Annotated in this window: 20 protein-coding genes; 8 read left to right on the top strand and 12 right to left on the bottom strand. The window is 58.7% G+C overall.

Going from position 1 to position 20,167, the window contains the following annotated elements:
- Positions 1–92: 92 nt before the first annotated feature.
- From DVA43_RS05925 to DVA43_RS05915, 3 genes are all read right to left on the bottom strand, one after another.
- A complete protein-coding gene (locus DVA43_RS05925) occupies positions 93–761 on the bottom strand; it encodes a GntR family transcriptional regulator (protein ID WP_103822042.1) in 669 nt (222 codons plus the stop codon).
- Positions 762–1,016: 255 nt separating this feature from the next.
- Complete coding sequence (locus tag DVA43_RS05920) at positions 1,017–2,057, bottom strand: NADP-dependent oxidoreductase (RefSeq protein ID WP_114314885.1); 1,041 nt, start codon at positions 2,055–2,057, stop codon at positions 1,017–1,019.
- 65 nt (positions 2,058–2,122) lie between these two features.
- Positions 2,123–2,698, bottom strand: a complete 576-nt coding sequence (locus DVA43_RS05915) for a helix-turn-helix domain-containing protein (RefSeq protein WP_103822044.1) — start codon at positions 2,696–2,698, stop codon at positions 2,123–2,125.
- Positions 2,699–2,848: 150 nt separating this feature from the next.
- Here DVA43_RS05915 and DVA43_RS05910 point away from each other — a divergent pair, with 150 nt between their 5' ends.
- Positions 2,849–3,367 carry a GNAT family N-acetyltransferase gene (locus DVA43_RS05910; RefSeq protein WP_114314884.1) on the top strand — a complete coding sequence of 173 codons (519 nt, stop codon included), beginning with the start codon at positions 2,849–2,851 and terminating at the stop codon, positions 3,365–3,367.
- Positions 3,364–3,813, top strand: a complete 450-nt coding sequence (locus DVA43_RS05905; protein ID WP_103822045.1) for a DMT family transporter — start codon at positions 3,364–3,366, stop codon at positions 3,811–3,813. Before DVA43_RS05910 ends, DVA43_RS05905 begins: the two co-directional genes overlap by 4 nt.
- A gap of 1 nt (position 3,814) precedes the next feature.
- On the opposite strand, the gene DVA43_RS05900 is transcribed toward DVA43_RS05905, so the two are convergent.
- Together DVA43_RS05900 and DVA43_RS05895 are read right to left on the bottom strand one after the other, a co-directional pair.
- Complete coding sequence (locus DVA43_RS05900) at positions 3,815–4,048, bottom strand: YdcY family protein (protein ID WP_114314883.1); 234 nt, start codon at positions 4,046–4,048, stop codon at positions 3,815–3,817.
- A gap of 97 nt (positions 4,049–4,145) precedes the next feature.
- A complete protein-coding gene (locus tag DVA43_RS05895; RefSeq protein ID WP_114314882.1) occupies positions 4,146–5,744 on the bottom strand; it encodes an ABC transporter substrate-binding protein in 1,599 nt (532 codons plus the stop codon).
- 281 nt (positions 5,745–6,025) lie between these two features.
- On the opposite strand from DVA43_RS05895, the gene DVA43_RS05890 reads away from it, so the two are divergent.
- The 3 genes from DVA43_RS05890 to DVA43_RS05880 are packed head-to-tail and all read left to right on the top strand — an operon-like array spanning position 6,026 to position 12,517.
- A complete protein-coding gene (locus tag DVA43_RS05890; protein ID WP_114314881.1) occupies positions 6,026–7,372 on the top strand; it encodes an SrfA family protein in 1,347 nt (448 codons plus the stop codon).
- Positions 7,373–7,376: 4 nt separating this feature from the next.
- The gene (locus DVA43_RS05885) at positions 7,377–10,358 is read left to right on the top strand and encodes a virulence factor SrfB (RefSeq protein ID WP_114317087.1); all 2,982 of its coding nucleotides are present in this window, start codon (positions 7,377–7,379) and stop codon (positions 10,356–10,358) included.
- Positions 10,355–12,517 (top strand): virulence factor SrfC family protein, encoded by a 2,163-nt coding sequence (locus DVA43_RS05880; RefSeq protein WP_114314880.1) that lies wholly within the window; start codon positions 10,355–10,357, stop codon positions 12,515–12,517. The genes DVA43_RS05885 and DVA43_RS05880 overlap by 4 nt, the downstream gene beginning before the upstream one ends.
- A 662-nt stretch (positions 12,518–13,179) precedes the next feature.
- Here DVA43_RS05880 and DVA43_RS05875 read toward each other — a convergent pair.
- Positions 13,180–13,938 (bottom strand): alpha/beta fold hydrolase, encoded by a 759-nt coding sequence (locus DVA43_RS05875; protein WP_114314879.1) that lies wholly within the window; start codon positions 13,936–13,938, stop codon positions 13,180–13,182.
- 85 nt (positions 13,939–14,023) lie between these two features.
- Positions 14,024–14,197 carry a GhoT/OrtT family toxin gene (locus DVA43_RS05870; RefSeq protein WP_032610845.1) on the bottom strand — a complete coding sequence of 58 codons (174 nt, stop codon included), beginning with the start codon at positions 14,195–14,197 and terminating at the stop codon, positions 14,024–14,026.
- A 418-nt stretch (positions 14,198–14,615) separates the two neighbouring features.
- On the opposite strand from DVA43_RS05870, the gene DVA43_RS05865 reads away from it, so the two are divergent.
- Genes DVA43_RS05865 through DVA43_RS05855 form a run of 3 tightly spaced genes read left to right on the top strand, consistent with a single transcriptional unit; the run spans position 14,616 to position 15,508 of the window.
- Positions 14,616–14,957, top strand: coding sequence for a DUF1971 domain-containing protein (locus DVA43_RS05865; RefSeq protein WP_114314878.1), 342 nt, complete (start codon positions 14,616–14,618; stop codon positions 14,955–14,957).
- A 10-nt stretch (positions 14,958–14,967) separates the two neighbouring features.
- A complete protein-coding gene (locus DVA43_RS05860; protein ID WP_103822051.1) occupies positions 14,968–15,321 on the top strand; it encodes a DUF1971 domain-containing protein in 354 nt (117 codons plus the stop codon).
- Between the two features lie 4 nt (positions 15,322–15,325).
- Positions 15,326–15,508, top strand: a complete 183-nt coding sequence (locus DVA43_RS05855) for a DUF1869 domain-containing protein (RefSeq protein WP_103179704.1) — start codon at positions 15,326–15,328, stop codon at positions 15,506–15,508.
- A 20-nt stretch (positions 15,509–15,528) separates the two neighbouring features.
- Here the strand turns inward: DVA43_RS05855 and DVA43_RS05850 are convergent, their stop codons facing one another.
- The 5 genes from DVA43_RS05850 to DVA43_RS05830 all read right to left on the bottom strand — a co-directional run bounded on the left by DVA43_RS05850 (position 15,529) and on the right by DVA43_RS05830 (position 20,159).
- Entirely contained in the window at positions 15,529–15,825 is a 297-nt protein-coding gene (locus DVA43_RS05850) for a flagellin (protein ID WP_114314877.1), read from the bottom strand.
- Between the two features lie 129 nt (positions 15,826–15,954).
- Entirely contained in the window at positions 15,955–17,379 is a 1,425-nt protein-coding gene (gene patD, locus DVA43_RS05845; RefSeq protein ID WP_114314876.1) for an aminobutyraldehyde dehydrogenase, read from the bottom strand.
- Between the two features lie 24 nt (positions 17,380–17,403).
- Positions 17,404–18,210, bottom strand: coding sequence for an ABC transporter permease (locus DVA43_RS05840; RefSeq protein ID WP_103822054.1), 807 nt, complete (start codon positions 18,208–18,210; stop codon positions 17,404–17,406).
- Positions 18,200–19,144, bottom strand: a complete 945-nt coding sequence (locus DVA43_RS05835) for an ABC transporter permease (protein ID WP_114314875.1) — start codon at positions 19,142–19,144, stop codon at positions 18,200–18,202. The genes DVA43_RS05840 and DVA43_RS05835 overlap by 11 nt, the downstream gene beginning before the upstream one ends.
- A 1-nt stretch (position 19,145) precedes the next feature.
- Positions 19,146–20,159: an ABC transporter ATP-binding protein gene (locus DVA43_RS05830; RefSeq protein WP_114314874.1), complete on the bottom strand. Its 1,014-nt coding sequence runs from the start codon at positions 20,157–20,159 to the stop codon at positions 19,146–19,148.
- Between the last annotated feature and the right edge of the window lie 8 nt (positions 20,160–20,167).

Genomic DNA, 20,167 nt, shown 5'->3' with positions numbered 1-20,167 from the left:
AATAAATAAACTTTCCGGCAGCAGCTTGTCTGCCGGAAAAAAGAAACAGCTCATATTTAGCGAAATTACCGCTTCGTTTATTTCTGGCCCTGTTAGTTTGCAAACTGCCTGATTAATATCTCATTCGCTTCGTCGATCGCTTTATCAATCGCCGCCCGGCTGGCTTCCTGATCGCCCTTCGCAAGGGCATCAAGCAGCTCATCGTAACGATAGGAGCGGCTCGGCAATACAATGTCTGGATCGTAGAGACAGTTAAAACAGGGCCCGATGCGCACCCATAGCTGTTCGATAAGCGATATCAGCGTGGGCATGTCGGCATAGTGATAGAGCGTAAAACGAAAAGCCCGGTTGGAGTGAAGCGCGCGCTCCACCTCGCCATTGCTCATCGCATCGTGAAATTTTTCTGAAAGGTCGCGCAGCGTCTCTAGCTTTTCGTCGGTCATCTGATTGCATGCCGCCGCGACAGCCATGCATTCCAGCGACTTACGAATAGCATTGACTTCGCTATAACGCTCTAAAGTGACTTCCGGCACCAGAAAAGCCTGTGCCGGGGTCGCGTGCAGCGCGCCCGCGGAGACCAACCGCAGCAGCGCTTCACGAACAGGAGTAATACTGGTACCGAGTTTATCCGCAATATCTTTGGTGACGAGCCGTGCGCCTGGCTTTAACGCGCCGGCAATCAGCGCGCTTTTCAGACTCACCTCAACCTGCATCGTCAGGCTCATTCGTTGAGCTTTTTCTAAATTGTCCAAATCCAGCATGTTCTGTTCCTGTTACCCACACTTAACTTAATTTCACAGACGGTTAAATTAGGACCGCTGAGTATTTGATATATCCTGTATCGCATGCCTGATTTACGTCAAAAGAAAACCATCAATCATAACTTTGTGTGATTGAAAAAATAAAAGACCCCGTTTTGTATACCGCGTTTCGTTTATTCTATGCCTGTATAATTAAAGACGTTATTTTGAATTTTGCACAGTTTAGTATGGCGGAATAATCCGCCATACCTGGTACTATTCGTTATTGTTCGCGACACGTATCACGACTTTGCCGAAGTTTTTCCCCTCCAGCAGGCCAATCAGCGCATCGGGCGCATTTTCCAGGCCATCCGTCACCTGTTCGCGATAGTGGATGTTGCCCTCTTTGACCCACTGCCCCATCTGCTGCTGAAACTCTTCGATACGGTGGCCGTAATCCTGGTTGATGATGAACCCCTGCATGCGGATGCGTTTTTTCAGGATGGTGCCCATCAGCAACCCGAGACGATCCGGCCCTGGCGGCAGGTCGGTGGCGTTGTAGCCGCTCACCAGCCCGCACACCGGCACGCGCGCGGCGGTATTTAGCAACGGCAGCACCGCGTCAAACACTTTACCGCCGACATTTTCGTAGTAGATATCAATCCCCTGCGGACACGCCTGTTTAAGCTGTTCGGCAAAGTCATCCGCATGATGATCCAGACACTGGTCGAAGCCCAGCACCTCGGTGGCGTGACGGCACTTCTCCGCCCCACCGGCAACGCCTACCACCCGGCAGCCTTTCAGCTTGCCAATCTGCCCAACGGTGGAACCTACCGGGCCGGTCGACGCGGCCACCACCAGGGTCTCACCCGCTTTCGGTTGGCCGATATCCAGCAGTCCCATGTAGGCGGTAAAACCTGGCATGCCCAGAATACCTAACGACCATGAAGGGTGTTCCGGGTTCTCACCCAGTTTCACCAGCCCGTTGCCGTCGGAGAGTTCATACTCCTGCCAGCCGCTGTAGCCGAGCACCCATTCACCAGGCTGATAGTCAGGATGGTTCGAGGCCTCAACGCGGCTGACGGTGCCGCCCACCATTACGGCACCGATCTCTACCGGCGGCGAATAAGATGGCGCATCGCTCATGCGGCCACGCATATAAGGGTCAAGAGAGAGCCACATCGTGCGCAGCAGAAGCTGGCCGTCGGCGGGCTGAGGGATGTCGGTGGTTTCTAAACGAAAGTTATCAGCGGTGGGGGCACCATGGGGACGAGAAGCCAGAACCCATTGACGATTTTGCGTTGAAGATTGACTCATACCTCACTCCTTTTTATAGAAACGTCCTTAGAGCCTAGCCTCATCTTCCCCTGCCCGCTTTAACATTATGAGCCGGACTGGTTAAGCCTGACGACAAGGTAGACGCACGGCTCGCCGCTTTCGTTAATAAACCGGCAGTCGTTCGGCGGGCCTAACTCCAGACAATCTCCGGCCCGCATTTCATGGCGGGTATCCCCCTCCTGAAACACCAGCTCCCCCGACTGAAGCCAGATAAGCTGGCGCGCAAGGGCATAAGAGGAGGCGGGCATCGGTACATCGCTGTTGCCGGGCAATTCAACCTGCACCAGGTCGATAGGCAGATCGGTACGCGGCGAGACGTGTCGACGCAGATAGTGGGTTTGTGGGTCGCGCCAGACAGGCTGGCTTTCAAAGCGCAGCAGCTTGCCCTCCTGCATCTCGGCGCGGGCAATAAGGGTCGACATGCTGATGCCAAACGCGCCAGAGAGACGGGCCAGCAAGGTGGCGGTCGGGCTGCTGTCGCCGCGTTCGATTTTATGGATCATCGCTCGTGACACGCCCGCCCGCTCGGCAAGCTCGCTCAGGGACCATCCACGCGACTCGCGTTCAAGCCGAATGCGCGCGCTGATCCGTTGATTCATATTGTCTGACAGAATATTCATCACGCCATACTATAGAGAAAGTAATGGATTACCACTGGCTTTTTTCATAACGAAAAGATATGTGTTATGCCGTAGCGTTTTCAGCGACTGTTTGTGTAATATCGTGACATCGCGTACTACTATAGTGAACAACACACCCCGAGGTTTCAGATGCTTATTCGTCACGCCACTAAAGAGGATTGCGCCGCTATCGGCGAGATCTATAACCACGCTGTACTGCATACCGCCGCCATCTGGAACGATACCACCGTGGACACCGATAACCGCATCGCCTGGTTCGAGGCGCGCCAGCTGATGGGCTATCCGGTGCTGGTCAGCGAGCATGATGGCGTGGTCACGGGATATGCCTCTTTCGGCGACTGGCGCGCCTTTGACGGGTTCCGTCATACGGTTGAGCATTCGGTATATGTGCATCCGGATCATCAGGGCAAAGGCATCGGGCGGGCGCTGATGGAGCAACTTATTGTTGAGGCCCGACGCATCGGCAAGCACGTAATGGTGGCCGGGATCGAAGCGCAGAATCATGCCTCTGTACATCTGCATGAAATGTTAGGTTTTGTCACCACTGGCCAGATGCCACAGGTGGGGACCAAGTTTGGCCGCTGGCTGGATCTGACCTTTATGCAGCTTCAGCTCGACGAGCGCAGCGAACCGGATAACATCGGATGAACCAGACCCTGACGCTGGTATTTCTGGTGGCGGCGGGCATTGGGCTGGTGGTGCAAAACACCCTGATGGTGCGCATCACCCAGACCTCAAGCACCATTCTTATCGCCATGCTGCTCAATTCGCTGGTGGGGATCGTTTTGTTTGTCTCGATTTTGCTGATTAAAAACGGCGTCGCCGGGTTCAGCGAGCTGGTTCACACGGTGCGCTGGTGGACCTTAATTCCCGGCCTGCTGGGCTCATTTTTTGTCTTCGCCAGCATCAGCGGTTATCAATATGTCGGGGCCGCGACGACCATTGCGGTGCTGGTCGCCAGCCAGTTAATCGGGGGGCTGGTGATGGATGTGGTGCGCAGCCAGGGGGTGCCGCTGAAGGCCCTGATCGGCCCGGTATGCGGCGCGGTGCTGCTGGTGGTTGGCGCCTGGCTGGTCGCCAGACGCCAGTTCTGAATCAGAGGATCACCCCGCCTTTGGTCAGGCTCTCATGGCGGGCCTCCTGGTCCTCTTTGTACTGTTTACCGTGGTGGGCGATGGCGTTACGCAGGCGCTGCTGCTGGGTATAGCGATCTTCACGGGTTAACTCGCTATCCTCGCTAAGTTCGATCAGCAGTTCATTCATATGTGCAATCACGCTTTCGGCAATCGTTGCGTCAACGCGGGCGGTAACATCCTCTAAATGTGACATTGTCACTCCTTCTCAGCTTGCCCGGCGGCGCTACGCTGCCGGGCCTACGGGTGCCATACGCAGGCCGGGTAAGGCGAAGCCGTCACCCGGCGCTCTGTCAGTTTACTTTCGCCTTCGAGAAATCACTTCCCATCAGGCTCACGCTGTATCCGCTAATGTTGCTGCGGGTAGCAAAGAAGGTTTTGCCGTTGGCCATCGCAATCCACGGTGCCTGCTGATAGAAGATCTCCTGCGCCTGGCTGTAGAGCTTCGCACGCGCCGCGGGATCGCTGGTGAGCTTCGCCTTCTGAACCAGGTCATCATATCCCTTGTCGCACCAGCGTGCAGCATTGGAGCCGGTTTTGATGCTGTCGCAGCCCAGCAGCACGTCGGCAAAGTTATCCGGGTCGCCGTTATCCGACATCCAGCCAAACAGGGCGCTGTCGTGCTCGCCTTTACGCATGCCGGAGAGGTATTCGCCCCACTCATAGGAGACAATTTTCGCTTTAACCCCCACCTTCGCCCAGTCGCTCTGGATCATCTCCGCGATGCGGCGCGAGTTTGGGTTGTAAGGGCGTTGTACCGGCATCGACCAGAGGGTCACTTCCGCGCCCTGCTCCAGCCCCGCCTGTTTCAGCAGCGCTTTCGCTTTTTCCGGATCGTAGCTGTAGTCCTGCACATCTTTATTAAAGCCCATCATATTCGGCGGGATAGGCGATTTTGCCACCGTGCCGGAGCCCATAAATACCGCGTTGATAATAGCCTCTTTATCGGTGGCGTAGTTCAGGGCCTGGCGCACCAGCACGTTATCAAACGGTTTTTTCTCGGTATTAAACGCCAGGTAGCCGACGTTCAGCGCATCCACCGAGTGCAGGGTCAAATCCTTGTTTTTCTTGATCACCTCAAACTGCACCGGCGATGGCGCAGGAATAATCTGGCACTCGTTGGTTTGCAGCTTGGCGAGGCGGGTTTCAACGTTCGGGGTTATGGAGAAGATCAGGTGTTTGGTCGGCACCGCGCCATCCCAGTAGTTCGGGTTGGCGATATAGCGGATAAGGGAGTCAACCTTATACTGCTGGAGCACGTACGGTCCGGTGCCGATCGGCCAGGTATCGACGTTTTCCGGGGTGCCTTTTTTCAGCATCGCGTCGGCATATTCCGCCGACAGGATCGAGGCGAAGTCCATTCCCCAGTCGGCAAGGAAGGCGGCGTTCGGTTCGCTCAGCACAAACTGCACGTGGTTATCGTCGATCTTCTTCACCTCCTGGATCAACTTATCCAGGCCGACGTCGTTAAAGTATTCGTAGTTGCCCTGAGAGACGTTGTGGTATGGATGGTTAGGGTCTTTCTGACGCATCACCGAGAAAATAACGTCATCGGCGTTAAAATCGCGGGTCGGTTTAAAGAATTTGTTGCTATTGAACTTCACCCCTTTGCGCAGGGTAAAAGTATAGGTTTTGCCATCCGGCGAGATGGTCCAGGATTCTGCCAATGAAGGCACCGGGGTATTTTTGACCGGATCGAAGTTAATCAGGCGGTTATAGAGCACCTGTGAGCTGGCAACGAAGCTCGGGCCGGAGCTGGCGATCTGCGGGTTAAAGGACTCAGGCGAGGCCTCGGAGCAGTAGATAATGGTGTCGTTATTGGCCGCCCAAGCGGCACCCGCTGGCAGTAATGCGCTTAACGCCAGCGCAAGGAGAGTTTTCCCTGTAGACATGGTTATTACCTGTTTGGTTTTATTATAGAGAATGGTAATAACAGCACAGCCCTCTTTCCCTGGCAAATAACGAAACACTATCAGGTTATTCTAAAGCAGTTATTTCCGCTGATTTTCCCGCCAATCGCCAGACGGTGATTTGCCTTAAGGTACATTCAACGTCAAGCACTTTCGACCGCCGCAATGCTGCAAGAAATCGCCCCTTTTGCCGTCTCTTCTGCCGTTTGTTTGCCGGCAGATTTCGTAAAGTAGACGCGTGAAAAAGTCTATGGGACCAAATCGTGGCAAAAACCCTTTTACGCAGCGGCAATCTGGATGATTTTCAGGCCGTTGGCGGCGGCGGACAGGCCGTTTTTGAATCAGCATTGCAAATCCGTGAGGCGCTGCGTCTGCGCAAACAGCAAGCCATTGTCGATTGCCTTGCCATTCCGCAGGTCAATGATGAGGGCGACCGGGTGGACTGGTACTCACCGGTTGAGGGCGCCGTTAAAAGCTGGAAAGCCGCCGATGAAGATGCGCGTTTTCGGGCGCTGCGCCTGCTGGAAGGCACCCTGTCGAGTGTCGAATCCCTGAGCAAAAAATCGCTTCAGTCGCCAAAAACCGCTCAGCAGCTGTTTGGTTCCCTGCTTTCCAAAGCGTTTCAGTTCCCCGGCGAAAACTTCCTCTTCCTGGTTGATGGCAAGCCGGTGATCACCTTCTGGGGTTTTGTGAACCTCAATGAAAACGCGCGGGATGACATTCTCGACTGCCTGCGCGCCTCCCTGCTGCCGGACCCGATGCCCGCGCCAGTGGCTGAGCCCGAACCCGAGCCTGAAACGGCCCCGGCCATCGTCTTCGAAAAAGCCGATGAACCGCTGGTTGCTGCCCCGGCGACGGTGAAGATCACCGCCAATGACCTCTACGAAGCGCAGCCCGCGCCGGTGATAAGCGCCAGCGAGCCAGAGCCAAAACCGGAGCCTGCCGCGCCGGTGGTGCAGGCGAAAAAACGTCGCGTTCCGCTGTGGCCGCTGCCGGTTGCCGCCGTGGTGGTGGCCGCCGTTGCCGCCCCGCTGCTGTGGCCAAAACAGGCACCTGTCGCCGAGCCGGTCAAAACCGCTGTTGCTGCCCCGGTGGCGATTGAGCCCAAACCCGTTGCCGCAGTTGAGCCTCTGCCACTGAATCTGCCGCTGCATCAGGCTGAAGTGGTGGCCGTTAAAGCCGAAGAGCCAGCCCCTGCGGAACCGGTGGTGATTGCCGCCATCCCGAAAGACGCGCTGGTCATGGACGCGGGCCAGGTGAAAGCCGGTTCAACCCGTTTCCTCAACGGTAGCTGGCGGGTCATGCTGGATGTCACCGATCCGATCACCGGCAAGCCGCCTTCACTGCGCTATCAAATCCAGAACAATAAAGGCTCTGCCCGCGTGGTGCACGGTGACAACGTAGTCTGCCGCGTGGCGGTCTTCTCCGGGTTGCACAGCAACGGTGAGCTGCTGATCAAATCCCGGGGCCACGCCCGTTGCGCTGACGGCTCGCGCTACCCGATGCCGGAAATTACCTGTAAGGCCGGCACCAGTGATGTGGCGGAATGCAGCGCGCGCTACGACGCGAAGACCGTGGTTCCATTGACATTCAGGAAGGCAGGTGCGTGATCCTATGCTGGTAAACCTTTGCGACTACAAACAGAGCGTCACGCTGATTGCGAACAGCGGCGTACAGTTTCTTGATTTTGGCCTGACGCCGCAGGACTCCGCCCAGAGCGGGCGGTTTGTGCGTAAAACCGCCAACGGCCCCCTGCTGCGCCTCGATTTCGATCTGGTGAATGGCCGCTATACCCTGCCCGCCACCAACGGCGGACAGCCGGAAGTGGTGAAACCCGAAAGCACCATTCCGCTTCAGCAGTCGCTGGCGGTGCTCGACGGTGTCTGGCTGCCGGTGCCGTTCCTGCGCTTTAACCCACCGCGCACCTTCGTTGAGGGCCCGGACAACTGGGCCCGCGTGCAGGTGCGTAAGCTGGAGACGCCGGACAACGCCGGAAACAGCCACCGCGTGACCCTGGCGCTGGACAGCCAGATCGCCGCCCACGCCACCAGCGCCCTGTCGCCGGTGGAAAACGACATTCTCAACGGCACCCGTTTCGCGCTGGCCTGGCGCGACGACGAGGTGGCGAACTTCCTCGACCAGACCTGGATTGACGGCTGGCTGCGAGAGGCCTTCACCCAGTACGCCACCGGCGTGGAGAACCGCGCCGAGCGCGAGCTCCAGCTGGCGATGCGTAACTTTGAGTACCAGGCGCACTGGCTGAACATTCTGGCGATGCTGGGGGAACAGCTCACGGTGCCGGAAGTTAAATTTGTCACCCACACCCTCAGCACCCCGGCGATCCCGGTGGACCTGATTCTGGATGTGGGGAACACCCACACCTGCGGGGTGATCATTGAAGACCACGGCGATGCCAACGACGGCCTGCGCCAGACCGCCGAGCTACAGGTGCGCTCGTTAAGCGAGCCGCAGTTCCTCAACGAGCCGCTGTTTACCAGCCGTCTGGAGTTTTCCGAAGCCCGCTTCGGCAAGCAGCACTTTTCGGTGGAGAGCGGCCGCGAAGACGCCTTCGTCTGGCCTTCTATCGTTCGCGTCGGTGACGAAGCGCGCAAGCTGGCGACCCAGCGGCTGGGCACCGAAGGCAACAGCGGTATCTCCAGCCCGCGCCGCTATCTGTGGGATGAAACCCCGGTGGTACAGGACTGGCGTTTCAGCCAGATGAACAGCAAAACCCAGCGCGAACCGCTGGCGACCGCCTTCCCGCTGATGAACCTGATGAACGATGACGGCCAGCCGCTGTTCACCCTGCCGCAGGATGAACGTCTGCCGGTCTTCTCCCCGCAGTACAGCCGCAGCACCCTGATGACCCACATGCTCTGCGAGCTGCTGGCGCAGGCGCTGGGGCAGATCAACAGCGTGGCGACCCGTCTGCGTCTTGGCTTCCCGGCTTCGCCGCGTCAGCTGCGCACCCTGATCCTCACCCTGCCGTCGGCAATGCCAAAGCAGGAGCGCGAGATCTTCCGCCGCCGTATGTTTGAAGCCATCGCCATCGTCTGGAAAGCGATGGGCTGGCACCCGCAGGATGAGGACTTCTCCAGCCGTAAACAGCAGGAGAAGAGCGTGGTGCCGGTGCCGGAGATCCAGATGGAGTGGGATGAGGCCAGCTGCGGCCAGTTAGTGTGGCTCTATAACGAGGCCATCTCCCATTACAACGGTCAGACCGAAGCCTTTTTCGCCGCCCTTGCCCGCCCGGATCGTGAGCCGGAGCCGGGCTGTCAGCCGGGCCGGGCGCTGCGCGTCGCCTCGATTGATATCGGCGGCGGCACCACCGATATGGCCATCACCCATTACCAGCTCGACGATGGCTCAGGCAGCAACGTCAAAATCACCCCGCAGCTGCTGTTCCGCGAAGGCTTTAAGGTGGCGGGCGATGACACCCTGCTGGATGTGATCCAGCGCTACGTGCTGCCCGCCCTGCAAACCCAGTTGCAGAAATCGGGCATTGCCGACGCGTCTTTGCTGATGGCCTCGCTGTTTGGCGACTCCGGGCGCATCGACACCCAGGCAGTGCTGCGCCAGCAGACGGCTTTACAGCTGTTTATGCCGATTGGTCATGCGATCCTCGCCGCCTGGGAAGCCAGCGATATTGACGATCCTCTCGACGGCCTGCACGCCACCTTTGGCGATCTGCTGACCCGCAAGCCGACGCGCAACGTGATGAACTACCTGCAACAGGCCATCGAGCACGCCCTGCCAGCCGGGTCGGCACCGTTCGACCTGTTTGCTGTCCCGCTGCACGTTAACTTCCGCGAAATGCAGGACGCGATGCTGGCCGGACACTTTACCCTGGCGGCACCGCTGCATGCGGTGGCAGAGGCGATCTCCCACTACGCCTGCGATATTCTGCTGATCACCGGGCGTCCGGGTTGTCTGCCTGGCGTTCAGGCGCTGATCCGCCATCTGCAGCCGGTGCCGGTCAGCCGGATGGTGTGGCTGGACAAATACCGGGTGCATGAGTGGTATCCGTTCAGCCAGCAGGGGCGCATCGGCAATCCGAAATCCACCGCGGCGGTCGGGGCGATGCTCTGTAGCCTGGCGCTGGATCTGCGCCTGCCGCGCTTTAACTTTAAGGCGGCGGATATCGGCGCTTATTCGACGGTGCGCTACCTCGGGGTGCTGGATAACACGGTAAATACCCTGCGCGAGGAGAACGTCTGGTATCAGGATATCGACCTGGACAAGCCGGGTGCGAAGCTGGATACCCGCCTGCACTTCCCGCTGCGCGGCAACGTGACGCTGGGCTTCCGTCAGCTGGCGAATGCCCGTTGGCCTGCCACCCCGCTCTATACCCTGAGCATTAACTCGGCGGAGCTGGCGAAATCTATCGCCGGGGACGGGGTGCTCAACGTGCGCCTGAAGCTGTGCGGCGGCAATAAACAGGATGGCCCGGAAGCCTTTGAGCTGAGCGATGCCTGGCTACAGGACGGTACGCCGGTGCCGGCCGATGCCCTGACCTTTAAACTGAATACTCTGGCCGATCGCCGACACAGCGGTAGCCATTACTGGATCGACAGCGGGAGCGTATACCTGAAATGAGAGCCACGACGACCACGACTCAGGCATTAATCGGGTGGATCAACGCAACGCGTCAGCACGCCCCGCTCCTCGACAATGACGCCGATGCCCTGCTGGCGAGACTGGCGGTGGCCGACGCGCGGCAAAAGGCCATTCAGCGGGCGCTGAGCGCCGGGAGCACCATCGGGTTATATGGTCACTCCCAGGCGGCGAAAGCCCATCTGCTCGCCACCCTGTGCGGCAGCGACAATCAGCGAATGAACGTGATTGTCGGCCAGCGAACCTTTGACTACTTTTCGCACATCAATCCCGGCCACGCCCTGACCAACATGGCGTTGCGCTTTATCCCCATCGCAACGGAGGTGGCCGATGACGCGTTTCCGCTGCGCCTGAGCCTGCTCACCGAAGCTGAACTGGTGCAGGTGTTTCTGGCCCGCGCCACGCTCCCGGCGGTGGATAAATCCGTTATCGAGGCGCGTCTGGAGAAGTGGCGCGCCCTGCGCCAGCCTCAGAGCGTACCAGGGATCACCGCCGCCGACGTCGGCACTATCGCCCGCTACTGGCGCGACACGGTGCCCGCCGCCGCCCAGCAGATGGACGATGCCCTGTGGCACCAGTTTGCCCTGCTGCTGCCGTCGCTGGATCTCAGTACTCGCGCAAGCGTCTGGTCCTTACTGTGGGGCGAACAGCAGGAGCTGACCCAGCAGTGGCTCAAGCTGGCGCAAATTCTGCACCAGACCAGCCACGCCCAGGCGCTGGCGGCACCGCTGAGCCTGCTGGTGGATAATTTTGGCCTGCCGACCGAAGGGTTCCTCACCCGGGGTGATATCGCCCTGCCGGAGGTCCAGCAGGCGGTACTGCACCCGCTGCACAACGGCGAGCTGCTTAACGCCATCAGCATCCCGCTGGATGTGCTGGCCCTGCTCACCCGGGAGCTGATCCTGCCGGTAGAAAATAGCGCGCTGGCCGGAGTGGATATTATTGATATTCCGGCCCCGTCAGCGCAGCCCGATTCACCGCTGGCCCAGGCGAAACTGCAGTGGCTGCTGGAGCACTATCGCCAGCAGCTGCAGCCGGATGTGCTGGTGATCTGCAATGCCACTGCCCATCACGGCCAGACCGCCCGCACCGCGAAAATGTTACTTAACTGGGTGAAAGCGACCCAGCCTGGCGACGATGCCGCTCTGCCAGGGCTGGTATGGGCGATTACGCCCCAGGATGCGCGCTTTACCCGCCGTTCCAATCTCGACGAAGCGGTGCAACAGCTGCTCGGCAAACCCGGCCAGCACTGGGGAACGTTGCAGGCGCTGGACAGCAGCAGTATGCAGCGGGTGATTGAGTGGTTATCCCAGGCGACGCTGCCCGCCCAGCGCGAGACGCGTTTGCAGGGGTTACGCCAGCAGCACCAGCGGGAACTGCATCAGCTGATGCGGGGGTATCTGGCCCCGCTGACTCAGGATCCTGACGCCCAGCGCGGCACCGCCGAAGCGATGGTGCGTGCCCTGCAGGGGAGCGCCGCCCGTCACGGCGAGCTGCTGGAGGGGTTACTCCCGCCGCTGCGCGCCTTTGAGACGCTGCTCGCCGTGCAACAGCCGCGCGAAGAGCAGGTCAACGGCCTGTTTACCGATGCCATCGACCTGTTTGCCGACAACGCCCAGGATAACGATGAGATGTTGCAGCCGACGGACAAAGCCCGTCTGGCCCATCTGGTATGGATCAACCATCTGCGCCAGTGGAGCCGGGATGAAGCTGTCGCCAGCCGTCTGGGGCTGGATACCGCGATCCTGCAGCAGATTGGCGATGTGCTGGTGATTGCCAGCTATCGTCTGAACCTGCTGGCGCAGCTGAAAAAGATTGTTGATACCGATAAAAGCAGCGCTGCACAGCTGCATGCCGCACTCGGCAATTTTGTGGGATGGGTAGGCTACGCTCAGACACCGGCTTCCGCCCGCCCGGCCAGCCGCATCCGCAAAGGGCAGCCGGTATTTGTCACGCCTGTGGTTAACAGCACTGCGCCACGCTTGACCCGTCTGGGAGAGCAGCCGGTGCATGCAGCCACGGCCTATGTTTATGACTGGCTGGTAGCGCTTTATACCCAGGCGATTGATAACATCGGGTATCAGCATCCACATGATATTACCCATGACGATCGCAGAGCGTTGCAGGCCTTGCTCGCCTGATACGGTGCAAGAACTTTAACCGGTAACACAGGGTACAGGGGCGGTCTGTACCCCCCTCATTCCAGGCTTGTCTCGGTGGGCTGAGGGTCAGGGTTAGGGGAACATGCGGCAGTGGAGGTGGTTCCGTTCACCATACTTTCCTTGCTTCTCTGTAAACCGCGTCACCCGTGAACGTGTCAAGGGGGCTATCGCCGCCCCCTTAACAATCCCCGCTCCCGGCAAGAAAATCGCCGCTTCGCGGTGCCCTCAGCTTATTCCTCCAGGCTTTCGGGTCGGGCACCAGCCTGCATCCCTGCAGGCTATGCCCTCTCGGCGCATCCCTGCGCCTCGCCCCGGCCTTCCGGAAACGCTTCGGCGATTTTCAGCCGGACCAGGGAGCCGCTGTAAGCCTTTTATTCTCCTTGAATTTTATCATCGCTGGCTAAGTAGTTCTGTAGGCCGGGTAAGGCGAAGCCGCCACCCGGCAGTGTTGCGCCGGGCGGCACTGCGTTTGCCCGGCCTACAAACTGTGGTTAACAGCACTGCGCCACGCTTAAACCGTCTGGGAGAGCAGCCGCATGATATTACCCATGACGATCGCAGAGCGTTGCAGATCTTGTTAGTCTGAAACAGACGTTTAATGGCACTGTCCTGCAAGCCTGCGGCTCGTCATAGACGGACCGCTATTCCTGATGCATACAGTCGAACAACGCCTTCGCCAGCGCCGACGGGTTCTCCCACGACATCGAATGTCCAGCATCAGGGATCATTTTGACTGAGACACCCTGCTGGCGCATCTCATCCAGATCGGTATTCGGCAGCGAAAGCTCGCCAAAAATCAGCCATATCGGGCAACTCAGCTGCAAATAGCGCTCGCTCCAGCTGGGCTGTACCCCATTAACCAGGCTCGTTGCTCCGCGCCACACGGCCCAGGGGGCAGTGCTTTGCAGGCAACCCTTCCAGGGTGAGGTTTCCGCCGACAGCATGGCCTGATAACCGGAACTGACAAACTCCTCCTCCGTCTGAGCAGCGATACCCCGGCTGAACATGCCCCCACCAGCATGAAAATTGGGTTCAGACACGATCAATCCTGACAGCCGATCCCCGGCCAGTTCAGCCGTTTCTATTGCTATGCTGCCGCCCATGCTGTGGCCATATAACCAGAATGAGGTTAGGGCTAAATGGTTGAGCAGTTCGATGACCACCTGCGCCTGCGCTGAGGTCTGATAGGTATAAGCTTCCGGTTTATCACTGTAACCACTACCGGGGAGATCGATAAGAATAGCCCGGCGGGAGCCGAACTGAGGGTCGCAAACTATCCGGGGATACTCGTAGGAAGAGGCGCAGCCGAGACCGTGGATGAAGACCAGCGGTTCCCCCTTGCCGGGCAGTTCCTGCCAACGCACCAGGCAACGGGCCTGTTGCGAATAAAAGCTGTTCATAAGCACTCCTTTTCAGATGACTGTGTATTTATACAGTTCATCGCAGAGGAATGCTATCGCCGTAACGTAAAACGGGAGTGCGTTGTCAGAAAAGCGAAATCAGCAGCGCAACCGGAAAACTCATCGGCCAGGTGGAGCCCACCAGAAAGGCGCTCAGGAAGCGGATACGTTTGCGATCTTTAGAGAGAAACCAGGTGATAAGCGCGCTGATGGCCGCCATGACGGCGTAAAACATTAACATCTTTTGATACAACGTCATTTCAAATACCCAATGTGCTGTTCAATAACCGCGCGCAATATGCGACATATGTTGATATGGATCAAGTATTTTTGTTACACATTATCCACAGGTTTTGCGTGGTAATAACAGTTAGGTATATCTTGCTACAACTTTTTGGCGGGAGCTGGCGGGACAAACGCTGACCAGGACCGCATTTTGCGGCCCTGGAAGTCCGGTTCTACTTCTTAACCGGTTGAGGCTTTTTGTTACCCGAATCGGGTACTTTGCGGGATTTGTCTTTATCAACTTGTAGCATCAGACTCTCCTTTGTGGCCTTCGACGTAGATAAGTATAGCCTGGAAAAAGAACCCCTTTTAAAGTTGCATTTAAAATGCAATTTATGATACAAAATAGCCATCACCCGAGCTGTAATGACCTCATCCACAGGGAGGACGTTATGCTGCGTATTCCGCAACACTCTATTCACACCCGTTCCACACCGTTCTGGAACAAAGAGACTGCCCCGCCGGGCATTTTTAAGCGCCATCTGGATACCGGCACCCGTCCCGGCGTCTATCCGCGTCTTAGCGTGATGCAGGGTGCCGTGCGTTATCTGGGTTATGCCGATGAGACGTCACCCGACCCGGACACCACGTTGATTATTGAAAGCGGCCATTTTGCTGTTTTCCCGCCTGAACGCTGGCATCACATCGAGCTGATGAGTGACGATACCCTTTTTAATATTGATTTTTTTGTTGAACCCGAGGTTCTAAAATTTGCCGGGCGTTCTCACGCCTGAGGAGCTAACGATGTTACGTATTCCTGCCAATTTTGTGCATACCCGTGCCACTCCCTTCTGGACTAAAGAGACTGCACCTGCCGCGCTTTTCACCCATCACAACACCAAAGCAGGGGTCTATGGCCGTCTGTCCGTGATGCAGGGCGCCGTAAAATATTTTGGATTTCCGGACGGCGACGCCACCGAACCTGATATGGAGCTGTTGATTGAAGCCGGAAGTTTCGGTATTTCTCCGCCGCAAAAATGGCATCGCATCGAACTTATGACCGAGGACACCGTGTTCAATATCGACTTTTTTGCCGATCCCGAGGTGACGCTGAATGGCGCAGGTCTGGGTAAAGTCGTGAATACCCACAAGGAGTAGCGTCATGGGCAAAGCAACGTATACCGTTACCGTCACCAATAACAGCAATGGGGTGTCGGTGGATTACGAGACGGATGCCCCCATGGAGCTGCTCGTCCCGGATGTCGCTGCCGACGTGGTGAAAGAGCTGGTGAACACCGTGCGCGCCTACGACACGGAAAACGAGCACGAGGTGTGCGGCTGGTAGATTACCGCGCCGCTCCCTTCTTACATTTTGAGCAGTTCAAGCACCGTTTGCGGCACCTGATTCGCCATTTTCAGGGCCGCATTCTGGCTCTGCTCCAGGATCTGCGCCCGGGCAAGCTGGCTGGCCTCTGCGGCATAGTCGGCGTCCTGGATGCGGCTGCGCGCGGCCTGCATCGCCACGCCCTGCTGTGAGAGCACCGCTTTGCTGGATTCAAACCGGTTCATCATCGCGCCATACTGCCCCCGATAGCTGCTCACTTTCTCCAGCGCGGCATCCAGTAATCCCATACTTTTTCTGGCGCCCGCCTCGGATGCCATATCGCTATTTTCCAGCTGTAGCGTCTTTAAATCCGTCGGGGTCGGCAAAATATATTTCTAAGTTAATGTATTCAATAAAAGATATTATTGCGCGCCGGTTGCCGTGCCGCAGCCGGCGCTGGGCACAGATCAGTGCTTAAACATGATATGACGAACCACGGTGTAATCTTCCAGACCATACACCGACATATCCTTGCCGTAGCCCGACATTTTCATCCCGCCGTGGGGCATTTCGCTCACCAGCATAAAGTGGGTATTCACCCAGGTGCAGCCGTACTGGAGGTGGGCGCTGACGCGGTGCGCGCGGCCCACGTCCTGGGTCCACACGGAAGAGGCCAGCCCGTACTGCGAATCGTTGGCCCAGTTCAGCACCTCCTCTTCATCGTCGAATGAAGTCACGCTCACCACCGGACCAAACACCTCCCGCTGGACGATAGCATCCTCCTGCTTCGCCCCTGCCAGCACGGTGGGCTGGAACCAGTAACCTTTACCGTCGTGCTTGCTGCCGCCGGTGATCACCTGTACATGTCCCAGGGCTTTCGCCTCATCCACCGCTTTGCACACCCGGTCGAGATGCGCCTGGGAGCTTAACGGACCCAGCTCGGTGCTCTCGTCATTCGGATCGCCGATCTTCAGGCTGGCGACCGCGGCGCCCAGTTTTTCCACCAGCGCGGCGTATATCCCTTTTTGGGCGTAGATACGACAGGCTGCGGTACAGTCCTGCCCGGCGTTGTAGAAGCCAAAGGTGCGTACCCCCTCCACCACCGCGTCGAGATCGGCATCATCAAAGACAATCACCGGCGCTTTACCGCCCAGCTCCATATGGGTGCGCTTAATCGTCGAGGCGGTATGGCCGATGATATGTTCGCCGGTGGCGATAGAGCCGGTGAGCGACACCATGCGTACTTTTTCGTGCCCGGTCAGCGGGTCGCCCACGGTTTTACCCCGGCCAAACAGCACGTTAATGACCCCGGCCGGGAAGATATCTTTTGCCAGCTCTGCCAGCTTGAGGGCGGTGAGCGGCGTGATTTCAGAGGGTTTGAGCACCACGCAGTTACCGGCCGCCAGCGCAGGGGCCAGCTTCCACGCCGCCATCATCAGGGGATAGTTCCATGGCGCAATCGAGGCGACAACGCCAACCGGGTCGCGGCGGATCATGGAGGTGTGCCCTTCCAGATATTCCCCTGCCGCCGAACCGTGCAGGGTACGCGCCGCCCCGGCAAAGAAGCGGAACACGTCGGCAATCGCCGGAATTTCATCCCCCCTCACGCAGTGCAGCGGTTTGCCGCAGTTCTGCGACTCCAGCCGGGCTAAGGTGTCAGCCTGCGCTTCGATGGTGTCCGCCAGTTTCAGCAGGCATTCGGCGCGGCTTTTCGGCGTGGTCCGCCCCCAGCTGGCAAACGCGCGGTCCGCGGCCTGCACGGCTGCGTCCACCTGGGCGGGAGAGGCTTCGGCGATCTCCAGCAGCACCTCACCGGTGGCAGGGTTATAGACCGGCTGCTTTTCCCCTTCGCCGTTGACCAGTTCACCATTAATCAGCAGTTGAGTTTGCATAGCATTGTCCTGTTTAAGTCGAGGTTATTTCCCGCTTCCGGCTACGTTTTCGCCGTCGCGGGTCAGCCACCAGGCCCCCAGAATGGGAATGGCGGTCACCAGCATAACCAGCAGCGCCACCACGTTTGTTACCGGTACATCGCGCGGACGCCCAAGCTGGTTTAACAGCCACAGCGGTAACGTGCGCTCATGTCCGGCGGTAAAGGTCGTCACGATAATCTCATCGAACGACAGGGCGAACGCCAGCATGCCCCCCGCCAGCAGCGCCGAGCCCAGATTGGGCAGCACCACATAGCGAAAGGTTTGCCAGCCGTTGGCACCTAAATCCATCGAGGCTTCAACCAGGCTCCAGGAGGTGCGCCGGAAACGGGCAATCACATTATTGAACACCACCACCACGCAGAATGTGGCGTGACCGAGAATGATGGTAAAGAAACCGGGCTCCAGATTAATGGTCTTGAACGCCGTCAGCAGCGCCAGACCAGTGATGATTCCCGGCAGGGCGATGGGCAGGATCAGCATCAGCGATACCGCGTTCTTGCCAAAGAACTCCCGCCGCCATAACGCCGCGGCCGCCAGAGTGCCCAGCACCAGCGCAATGGCCGTCGACAAAGCCGCGATTTTAAGTGACAACGTCACGGCTTCAATAATGTCGCTGCGCGTCGCCGCGGCACTGAACCACTTCAGCGTCAGTCCCTGTGGCGGAAAACTGAAGGCCGCGTCCTCGGTATTAAAAGCATAGATGGCAATAATCAGCAGCGGGAAGTGGAGGAAGATCACCCCGCCCCAGGTGGCGATTTTCAGAAACAGCGGTGCGCGTTCAGAGTGCATCAAACGCTCCCAGGCGCTTCACGAACGCCAGATAGACAGTGATGAGAACAATCGGCACCAGCGTAAAGGCCGCCGCCATAGGCATATTGCCAATCGCCCCCTGCTGGGAGTAAACCATCTGGCCGATAAAGTAGCCCGGCGGCCCCACCAGTTGCGGCACGATGAAGTCGCCCAGCGTCAGGGAGAAGGTGAAAATCGACCCGGCAGCGATGCCCGGGATCGCCAGGGGCAGCACGACATAGCGGAAGGTCTGCCGCGGCCGGGCACCGAGATCGGCAGAGGCCTGCAGCAACGACGGCGGCAGCCGCTCCAGCGCCGCCTGCACCGGCAGGATCATAAACGGCAGCCAGATATAGACGAATACCAGAAAGCGTCCCAACCCGGAGGTGGAGAGCGTACTGCCTCCCACGCCCGGCACCGTCAACAGCGAGGTGAGCAGCGGCTCCAGCCCCATATGGCTGAGAAACCACTGCGCCACGCCATCTTTTGCCAGCAGCAGCGTCCAGGCATAGGCCTTGACGATATAGCTGGCCCACATCGGCAGCATCACCGCGATATAGAAGAAGGCTTTCCACTTTCCGTGGGTGTAGCGCGCCATATACCAGGCCATCGGGAAGGCCAGAATCGCACTGCCGATGGTGACGGCAATCGCCATCGTCAGGGTACGCAGGATAATGTCGTAGTTGGCGGGATTAAACAGCGCGCGGATGTTGGCGAAGGTCAGATCCGGCGTGACCGCCATGGTGAAGTCATCGAAGGTGTAGAAGCCCTGCCACAGCAGGGTGAACAGCGACCCCAGATAGACAATGCCAAACCACATCAGCGGCCCGAGCAGGAGTAAAAACAGCCCCAGCGACGGCCTGCGCCAGAACAGCGCCGACAGTCGTCCCGGCAGGCCGTGCGAAGCCGGTGGCGGCGAAACGCTCATATCCATTTCACCTCTCCTCATGCAGCGGCACCATAGCGTCGCGCGCCCACGACGCGGTCACCTGCTGTCCGGCCTCAACCCCCGGGGCCAGCGCAGAGCCGGTCAGGTTAGCCTGGCTCACCAGCAGTTTCTCCCCCTCGGCAAGCCGCAGCTCGTAACGGGTCGCCGCCCCCTGAAACTGCACCGCCTGCACCTGGCCCTGCACCTGGATTTCACCCTGGCCGTCCAGACGAATATGCTCCGGGCGCAGGGAGTAGCTACCGGTCATGCCGCAGACGCGCCGGGCGGTGGTATCGGTAAAGACGTTCGAGGTGCCAACGAAGCTGGCGACGAACGGGGTGCGCGGACGCAGATAGAGCTCGCGCGGGGTATCCACCTGCTCGATTCGCCCGTTGTTAAAGACCGCCACCCGGTCGGACATCGACAGTGCTTCCCCCTGATCGTGGGTGACGAAAATAAAGGTGATCCCCAGCTCCTGCTGCAGTTTTTTTAGCTCAAACTGCATCTGCTCCCGCAGCTTGAGATCGAGCGCGCCGAGGGGTTCGTCCAGCAGCAGAACACGGGGTTGATTGACCAGCGCCCGGGCAATCGCCACCCGCTGACGCTGGCCGCCGGAGAGCTGGGAAGGCTTGCGCGCTTCGGCAAAACTGAGCCCGACCTTCTCCAGCGCCTCGCGGGCCTGAGCCTGGCGGGTAGACTTGTTGATCCCCTTCACCATCAGCCCGTAGGCCACATTCTCGAGGATGGTCATATGGGGAAACAGGGCATAGTCCTGAAAGACGGTATTGACGTCGCGCTCCCACGGAGGGAGTTCGCTGGCATCTTTGCCAAAGATAGATATAGCGCCGCCGCTCAGCTGTTCGAAACCGGCAATCAGGCGCAGGCAGGTGGTTTTGCCGGAGCCCGAAGGCCCCAGCATGGAGAAAAACTCCCCGTCACGGATCCGGATCGTTACTCCATCCACCGCACGCACGTCGCCATACAGGCGGGAGACATCGTTAAACTCTACTGCGTAGGTCATAATTCGCT

Origin of the sequence: Leclercia sp. W6 (genome assembly GCF_003336345.1) — a bacterium.
Lineage (GTDB): Bacteria > Pseudomonadota > Gammaproteobacteria > Enterobacterales > Enterobacteriaceae > Enterobacter.
The sequence above is the reverse complement of the archived record's forward strand: the minus strand, read 5'-3'. Positions and strand labels throughout refer to the sequence as shown.